The organism is Streptomyces hirsutus, from assembly GCF_001418415.1.
In the GTDB taxonomy this organism is placed as follows: Bacteria; Actinomycetota; Actinomycetes; order Streptomycetales; family Streptomycetaceae; genus Streptomyces; species Streptomyces hirsutus.
This window is the reverse complement of the sequence record NZ_LIQT01000606.1, coordinates 1-8,104: the sequence shown is the minus strand read 5'-3', so window position 1 is coordinate 8,104 and position 8,104 is coordinate 1. Positions and strand designations below refer to the sequence as shown.

Here is an 8,104-nt window from a genome sequence, read left to right as displayed (position 1 = left end):
GCCGTGCCGGCCCGCTGCGGCCTGAGCGACGGCCCGAAACCCCGCCCCACCACACCCGACGCGCTGTCAGGCACTCACACACTCAACAACGTGACAGCACCCCCGTGACAGCGGACGACTTCCTGGCTGCCCAGTCATGACATCCTGTAACGCCACAAGACATTACGGAATGCCGGACGGCAGGCGGTAAGACGAGCGCCCGGCGGTGACGGGGAAGAACGATGAAACTCTGCTTTCTGGTGGAGGAACAGTATCGCCGCGACGGTATGCCCGTCGAAGTGATCCGCCAACTCGCCTCCTGGGGACACCAAGTGGACGTCTTGCGCCCCGGCGGCTCCCTGTTGCGCCTGACAGACGCCGTACAGACGAGCATCCATGACGCATGGGTGCTCAAGACGGTCTCCGGCGGCCCGGGCCTCACCCTTCTCGAAGCGGCGGCCTCGGCCGGCCTGACGACGATCAACAACGCCCGGGCGATACGAGGCGTAAGGGACAAGGCGCTGGCCGCTGCCATCGGCCTCAGCCGCGGACTGCCCCTGCCTGTGACCTACGCAGCCGCGCTGCCCGAACTACTCGTGGAGATACCCGAGTCGGAGTATCCGATCGTGGTCAAGCCCGCTGACGGCAGCTCGGGCCGGGCCGTGCACCTGGTGTCCTCCCCGCGCCGGCTCGCCGAGATGCTCCCCGAACTGGCGGAGGAGGGCATGCTCATTGCCCAACCGTACGTGCCCAACTCTGGCGTTGACATCAAGGTGTACAGCATCGGCGACGAGCTGTACGCCACCGAGCGCCGTTCCCCGCTCCACCCGGACCACGCCGTACGGGAGCGCCGCGTTCCGCTGTCGGCCGAGATCGCCGCGATTGCTGGTCAGGTCGGCGCGGTCTACGGCCTCGATCTGTACGGTGTGGACGTGGTCCTGGGACCGAATGGCCCTGTGGTCGTCGACGTGAACGACTTTCCCAGCTTCCGCCAGGTCCCCGACGCGCCGGTACGCCTGGCAAGAGCCGTCCTCGCCCTGGCGGCCGGCGCGGGCGGGGCGACCGCGGCCGCGCAGCCGCCGCTCGGCGCCGTTCCGGTCCCCATGACGGCAGGCAAGACGGCATGAGAATCGGCCTGATCACGTCTGAGCCCAGCCACCCGCTACTGAGCCTCACTACGGCCCTGCTCGCGCCCGACCACCACGTGGATGTGCTGGATCCTCGTACGCCGCTGCCCGTTTCCGAACCGCTCGCTGACGTCTACCTGCTGAAGGCACGTACGCCACATGCCCTCGCACTCGCCCGGGTTCTGGAGCAACGTCGCGCCTGCGTGATCAACTCGGCCACTGCGACCGCGCTGTGCCAGGACCGTACGTCCATGGCCGCACTGGCCCTGAGTGCTGACCTCCCCTTCGCGGCCACGCGCACCTTCACCACACTCGCCCGGCTGGCGTCCGGGCCGGCGCTGTCCGGACCCGCGGTGGTCAAGAGCCGCCACAGCCGGCGGCACGATGTGGTGGCCCGCGTCGACAGCCCGTCGCACCTGCGGGACTTGGCCGCCGCCCATCCGGACGAGCCGGTCGTGGTCCAGGATTTCGCCCCCAACGACGGCTGGGACTACAAGCTCTGGGCAATCGGCGACCGGCTCTTCGCCGGCCTGCGCCGCTCCGAACTCTCCCCCGAGGGACGCGGCCCCACACGAGCGCTCCGCCTCGACGACCTGCCGCCCGGATGGCCGGCCCTGGTGCACCGCGTCGGAGAGGTGTTCTCCCTCGACGTCTACGGCGTGGACATCATCGACCGCGGCCACGGCGCCCCGCTGATCGTGGACATCAACGCCTTCCCCGGCATCCGGGGCCAGTCGGGCGCTCCCGAGGCTCTGGCAGCGCTGGCCCTGTCCCGGTCCAACGGAGCCGATACGGACCGGCTTGCGTGCCGTGGTGCGGAAGATGCAGGTAGGAGCGGTCGGGACCGCCTCGTACGGCAGTCCCCGGAGTCCGGGCCCGCCGCCGAGCCCTGACTGCCGCGGCGTACACCGGCCGTCTCGCCACCAGGCCTGCGCCCGCGCCGAAGCACAGCGTCGGCACCAGATCCCAGAACCCGGACCTCGGCCCCCGCACGGTGGCCCAGTCGTGCGCGGTCCGCTGCGCGGCACCGGCCGCCGCGCAGCTGGCAACCACCACAGCGGCCGCTCACCGGTCCCGGACCGACAGCACGGGTACGCCCGCAGGCATGCCTGCCGTCGCGGCCGTCGCCCGCCGCAGCGCGTGGACCAGGAACCCGGCGATCGTCAGAGCCGCACCCTGTGCCGTTCGGAAATTCGTCGCCGCTGGTCAGGCAGCGTATCTGTACTCGTTGATCATGCTGCCAAGTATTCGGGTGCGTAGAAGCCGGTGAGTGGACGGGGTGGCCATGGGCGTCGGGTGCACCTGGGCAAGGGGAGGGAGCTGTCCGCGAGCCTGGTGGGGGCGATGACCGTTGTAATGCCGGGCGTAGGAATCGAGGACCTGCATCGCGTGCGTCTCGTTCCAGATCAAGAGGTGGTCGAGGGCCTCGCGCCGCAGGGTTCCAAGGATCCGTTCGCAGTGCGCGTTCATCCGAGGAGCCCGCGGCGCGGTCCTGACGATGCGGATGTCGTCGGCCTCGAAGACTGCATCGAAGGACTCGGTGTACTTCGCGTCCCGGTCGCGGAGCAGGAAACGCAGCGAGTCCACCCGAATGCCCAACTCGACTGCGAGGTTTCTTGCCTGTTGCACCGTCCAGGACCCGGTGGGATGGGCGGCCACTCCGGCGATGTACAGCCTGCGTGTGCTGTGTTCGAGGAACACCAGCGCGTAGACCCGGCGCAGGCCGACCAGGTCGATGTGGACGAAGTCGCAGGCGACGATGCCCTCGGCTTGCGCGGTCAGGAACTCGCGCCACGTCGGTCCGCTGCGGCGTGGGGCTGGATCGATGCCCGCTGCGGTGAGGATCTCCCAGACCGTCGTCGAGCCGACCGGGTGTCCGAGCCGGACCAGTTCTCCTTGGATCCGTCGACAGCCCCAGCGGGGATTTTGCTTGGCGAGCTGCGGGACCAGAGCCTTCACCGCACTCGCGGTCGCCGGTCTCCCGGGCCTGCTCCGGCGCTTGCGGTAGTCCCACTTCCGGGTGATTGGCCTACGGTGCCACGCCGGCAGCGTCGCGGGCGTCACCGGGAACACCCGCGCCCCTCGGCGCCGGGGGATCAGCGAGGACAGTGCTGCGAACCACAGCCGATCCGTCGGCTCGTATCGCACCGGACTCGTGAGCTGCCTGCGCAGCACCGCGTTCTCGTGGCGCAGCACCAGCAATTCCACGTCCTTGGCCATGTTCCGGCGCAGCAGCACCGCCGGAACCGCGAGCAGCTGGCGTACCACCCGATACACCAGTGAGACGATCACCCGGGCAGGGTTCCAGCAGACCGTGATGCCGCGCCAGACCCCCTCCGGGCAGCAGCGATGAGTTTCCGAACGGTACAGGGATCAGGGCGTCGACGGCATGGCATCGACGCGGCTACCGGTCAGATCTCGCGGGCTCGCAGGCGGCGCAGCATGCGGGGGTCCTCGAAGCCGACCGCGCGGGCGGCGCCATCGACTGTGGCGCCGTGGCTGATGAGGTGCTCGGCGCGTTCGAGGCGGAGGGTTTGCTGATAGCGCAGCGGAGTGAGGCCGCCGGTGGCGCGGGTGAAGAGGCGGGTGAGGGTGCGTTCGCTCACGCCCACGGCCGCGGCCAGGGCTGGCAGGGGCAACGGCTGGTCGAAGCGGGCGTCGAGAAGGTCCTGGGCGCGGTGCACGGTGTCGTCGAGGTGGGATCGGTACCGGAGCATGGCGCTGGCCTGTGGTTCGTGGCCGTTGCGCCGCGCGTAGACGACCATGTCCCGGGCCACCTGGGCGGCGACGGCGGGGCCGTGCCGGGTGGCGATCAGGTGAAGGGCCAGGTCGATGCCGCTGGCGATGCCGGCCGAGGTGACCACCCGGTCGTCGGCGGTGTACAGGACATCGCGGATGACCACCGCCCTGGGGTAGCGGCGTGCGAGCTCGTCCTGCACATCGTGGTGGGTGGTGCAGCGGCGGCCGTCGAGCAGGCCGGCTCGGCCGAGCGCCTCGGCTCCGGCGCAGACGCTGGCAACGGTCCCGCCCCTGGCGTGGTGGTCCCGGAGGGCCTGCAGGGAGGCTGCGCCGATGACAGGACTGCCGGCCAGGGCGAGCGCCTGCCAGCCGGGCACCACGATCAGGTCCTCGGGGCCGAGCTCGGGCCAGTCGAGCCGGGCCACCAAGGGCAGGCCCTGAGCCGTGGGGACCAGCGGCTGCTCGGCGATGTAGCTGAGTGTGTAGGGGTGCCCGAAGTCGGCGGCCGTGGAAAAGACCTGCGCGGGGCCTGCCAGGTCCAGCAGATGGAGTCCGGGCACCAGGAGGAAGGCGATGTGGCTCACGATCCGGTCATCATGCCCGAGGCCCGGCCGCAGCCTCCAGTTGCCCGACAGTGGCGATGGTGGCAAAGCGTCCGGCAAGGGCGTACTCGGTGCGCCTGATGATCTCCTCGGCGCTCAGGGTGCGGGGGTCCGACAGCAGTTCGGCGACGCTCTGGTCGGCGGGAGCGTCACGGTGCCGGATGGGGTTGGTCGCGGTGGCGTCGATGACGAAGGTGACCAGGTAGCCGAAGTCACTCGCGACGCGGGTGGTGGTCTCCACGCACTGCTCGGTGCGGATGCCGCAGACGGTGAGCTCGCGGATGCCGCGCTCTGTGAGGAGTTGCTGCAGGTTGGTGGTAGTGAAAGCGTTGTGCGAGGTTTTGTGGATCAGCGGTTCCGCGTCCCGGCGCTGCAGCTCCTCCATCAGCCGGACATGGCCGAGGGCGGGGTCGAAGACATCGCCACTGCCCGGCTCGGAATGCAGCACCCACACCACCAGGTCCCCGGCCTGGCGGGCGAGCCGGACCAGTCGGTCCACCTGGTCGGCGATCTTCGGGTTGGAGATGGTCTCCCACAGTGGGCGGGCGCGGAAGGATTCCTGGACATCGATGACGATCAGTGCTCGGGTCATGCCCCCAAGCCTGACCGGCGCAGCCGGAGTGGCGACAGGCCTCATCAGGTCCGAGTGCGGACCGATCCGGTCACAGCTGGAGCCACGGCGCCGCGGCCGGGCCCTCCTGCGTCGGTTCCCAGGCTGCCGCGCACAGGGACTCGGCCACATCGGCCGTGTAACGGGCGGCGGTGAGCCAGTAGGTGGCGAAGCCGTCGGTGTCGGCAGGAAGGAGGCGGCCGAAGAGGTCGCGATCACGTTGGGCCGCCGAGGTGCACAGGGCGGTGAGGAGTCCGGCGGCCGTGGGGAGGCCCGCGCGGCGGATGCGGCGGGTCTCGGCGGTGACGTCGCCGAGCATGCCGAGGGCGGCGCGGCCCGCCGAAACCGTCTGTTCGACCCGGCGCTCCAGGAGGTAAAGGGGCGAGTGCGCGCCGGACCCTTCGGGCTGTGGCGGGGCGGGGTGCACGGGGGCAGCCGGATCCGGGAGGTCGGCGCGGCGCAGGCGGTCGAGGCCAAGGTCGATCGTGCCCTCGCCGGCGGGGTGCGAGCAGGCGAGGAGGATGAGCCGGGGGTGGAGGGCGGGCACCAGGCGGCCGATGATCCTCAGCCGTGTCCCCGGCGCCGTGGCCAGCAGCATCAGGTTGTCGCGGTGGGCCAGCGCGGGGTCGTCATCGGCGACAGTGAGCCGGACGGAAATGCCTCCCTCGCACCTCACGAGCAGGCAGGTGCCGCCCGACTCCCTTACGGCGCCGAGGAGTTCGACGTCCAGGAAGAGCAGGTCGCTGCCGCCGCCGTCCGGGTCCGCGTAGCGGGAGGTGGACCGCAGGGCGCGGGCGGCCTGTTCGGACGGCGGCGTCTCCCACAGGGCGGCGAGCGGCAGCTCCGTCCACGCCGCGCCCCGGGCGGTAACGGCCTTGACGCCCTTCCCGGCGCCCAGTCTGCCGTCCGGCGAGACCGTCGCCCCCGAGACCGCCAGGCCGGCCCGGCCCAGCTCCCGGTGGGTGAGCGCGCTGTCCCCCAGGCGCACGGCCCGGTCGGCCACGCCCAGGGCGCGCCCGACGCCGCCGGGTGCCACGTCGCCGACCGTGCAGAGGCGGCCGTCGGATCCGGCGACCCAGGTGCGGACGCCGCCGTGCCCCGAGTCGGTGACCACGGGTTCGGTGAACAGGCCGTACAGGCGCAGCGAGCCGTCCGGGCGGTACGGGCGGCGCGCGCGGCCTCTGACGGCGGCCAGCTCCGCCCCGGACGCCGTCCCCACCCGGTGTGCGGTGCCCAGGAGTTCGGCCAGGGCCGTGACGAGGTCGGCGGTGCGGTAGGACGGGTCCCCGGCGCGGGCCGCGCGCAGCAGCGTGACGACGGACAGCGCGGCACCCGCGGCGCGCGGCAGGTGCCGGAGCCGGGCGGTGTGCGCGGCGCGGAGGAGGGCCGACTGGGTGACGGCGCCGGCCCCGTCGACGCCGGCCTCCAGCACGGCGGCGCCCGCCGACCACAGGGCGTCGGCCGCGGCACGCTGGGCCGGGCTCGCCACCTCGAGCAAGGAGGCAGAGTCGGGGGTGGGGGCGGAGTCCATTGCGGAGACGGGTTCGGGGACCGCCCGGGTGGGCTGGTCGGCGAGCTCCGGCGCCGGGTCCGCCGTGGGGGCGGCGCAGGCGGCGGCCGCGCGGTGAACGCATGCCGGGGCGAGAAGGCAACCGCAGGTGATGGCGTCCGCCGTCGCCACCACACCGCCCGGGGCATGCAGGCGCACCTCGGTCTCGTCGTCGACCGCGATCGTCACCGTGTCCCCGACACGGTGCGTCGGGCGGGCGCCGAGTTTGGTGACTGTCGCGTCCAGCCGCTTGCGCAGCCGGGGCGAGAGGTCCTCCACCAGCGTGGCCGTGACCTCCGGCGCGACGGGTGGCAACTGGGCGGCGTTCATGCGGTCTTCTCCCCTATCCAGCGGGCCAGTTCGAGTGGGCTGAGGGCCGCCACGGGCATGCCGGCGGCCACGAGCTGCCCGGCGACGCCCGTCGAGTAGCGGGGCCGGCCGGCGTCGTCGAGACTCGCGCACCCGAGGACGTGGCAGCCGGTGGTCACCAGGGCCCGCACCTCGGCCAGCAGTCCGCCGAGCGGCGCCCCCTCCTCGAAGTCGCTGATGACGACGACGAGGGTGCGGGTGGGCACCGCGATCAGGCTGCGGGCGTGCCGCAGCCCGGCGGCGATGTGCGTGCCCCCACCGACGCTCACCTCCAGCAGGAGGGAGAGGGGATCGTACACATGGCCGGTGAGGTCGACGACCTCCGTGGAGAAAGCCAGGAAATGGGTGCTCAGGGTCGGCACCCCGGCGAGCACGGAGGCGGTCAGCGCGGACCAGATCGTGGACGCCTCCATGGATCCGGAGACGTCGGTGACCAGGATCAGGCGCCAGTCGGCCGACCGGCGGACGCGACTGCGGAACACCGGCTTCTCGGGGATCACCTGGACCGTTCCGTCGGCCGTCCGGCGGGCAGTGGCGAGGTTGGCGCGCAGCGTGCGCGGCAGGTCCAGTCGGCCACCGGGGCGGCGGGTGGGCCGGGCCAGCATCGTGCCGGTGAGGGCGGGGCGCAGCCGGGTGGCGAGCTGCCGGGTCAGTTCGTCGACCAGGTGGCGGACCAGGGGCCGGAGCGCCGCAAGGCGGGCTTCGGGGAGGCCGCCGGCGTACCGCAGGATCGTCCGGAGCAGTTCCACGGAGGGGGTGGCGGCCGCCGGGTCGAGTTCGGCGAGGACGTCCTGCCGACCTGTCATGGCTGCGGCGGCGAGGACCTCCTCGCGGATGCCGGGGCCGAACAGCGCGGCCAGTTCCTCGGACCACTCGCGGACGCCGGGGAACGACGGTTCCCGGCCGCCGCGCGGTCCGGAGCCGCCACCGTGACGGGGGCCGGGCAGGCCGCTGCGGGATCCCTCGCCGTGTCCCGCGCCGTAGAGCTCGTCCAGAGCGGTCGCCAGGCGGGCGGCGCCGGGAGGCAGTTGGTCGGGACGCCGGCCGAGCACGAGCCGCCACCGGTCGGCGGGCGCGAGGGTCCGCGCGGGGGTGGCCTCGGTGGAGGGTGCGGTGGCGGGTGTGACGG

General features: G+C 72.3%; 7 protein-coding genes. 2 read left to right on the top strand and 5 right to left on the bottom strand.

Annotation, left to right across the window (positions count from 1 at the left end):
• Positions 1-221 precede the first annotated feature (221 nt).
• The gene (locus tag AOK11_RS35705) at positions 222-1,106 is read left to right on the top strand and encodes an ATP-grasp domain-containing protein (RefSeq protein WP_055597798.1); all 885 of its coding nucleotides are present in this window, start codon (positions 222-224) and stop codon (positions 1,104-1,106) included.
• Positions 1,103-1,999, top strand: a complete 897-nt coding sequence (locus AOK11_RS35700) for an ATP-grasp domain-containing protein (RefSeq protein WP_240497619.1) — start codon at positions 1,103-1,105, stop codon at positions 1,997-1,999. Before AOK11_RS35705 ends, AOK11_RS35700 begins: the two co-directional genes overlap by 4 nt.
• 313 nt (positions 2,000-2,312) lie before the next feature.
• On the opposite strand, the gene AOK11_RS35695 is transcribed toward AOK11_RS35700, so the two are convergent.
• From AOK11_RS35695 to AOK11_RS35675, 5 genes are all read right to left on the bottom strand, one after another.
• Positions 2,313-3,398 carry an integrase core domain-containing protein gene (locus AOK11_RS35695; protein WP_055597797.1) on the bottom strand — a complete coding sequence of 362 codons (1,086 nt, stop codon included), beginning with the start codon at positions 3,396-3,398 and terminating at the stop codon, positions 2,313-2,315.
• Positions 3,399-3,517: 119 nt separating this feature from the next.
• A complete protein-coding gene (locus tag AOK11_RS35690) occupies positions 3,518-4,429 on the bottom strand; it encodes a GlxA family transcriptional regulator (RefSeq protein ID WP_055597796.1) in 912 nt (303 codons plus the stop codon).
• Positions 4,430-4,439: 10 nt separating this feature from the next.
• Positions 4,440-5,039, bottom strand: a complete 600-nt coding sequence (locus tag AOK11_RS35685; protein ID WP_055597795.1) for an isochorismatase family protein — start codon at positions 5,037-5,039, stop codon at positions 4,440-4,442.
• 70 nt (positions 5,040-5,109) lie between these two features.
• A complete protein-coding gene (locus AOK11_RS35680) occupies positions 5,110-6,936 on the bottom strand; it encodes a hypothetical protein (RefSeq protein WP_055597794.1) in 1,827 nt (608 codons plus the stop codon).
• A partial coding sequence (locus AOK11_RS35675; RefSeq protein WP_157869522.1) for a vWA domain-containing protein occupies positions 6,933-8,104 on the bottom strand: 1,172 nt, incomplete at its 5' end. The genes AOK11_RS35675 and AOK11_RS35680, both read right to left, overlap by 4 nt.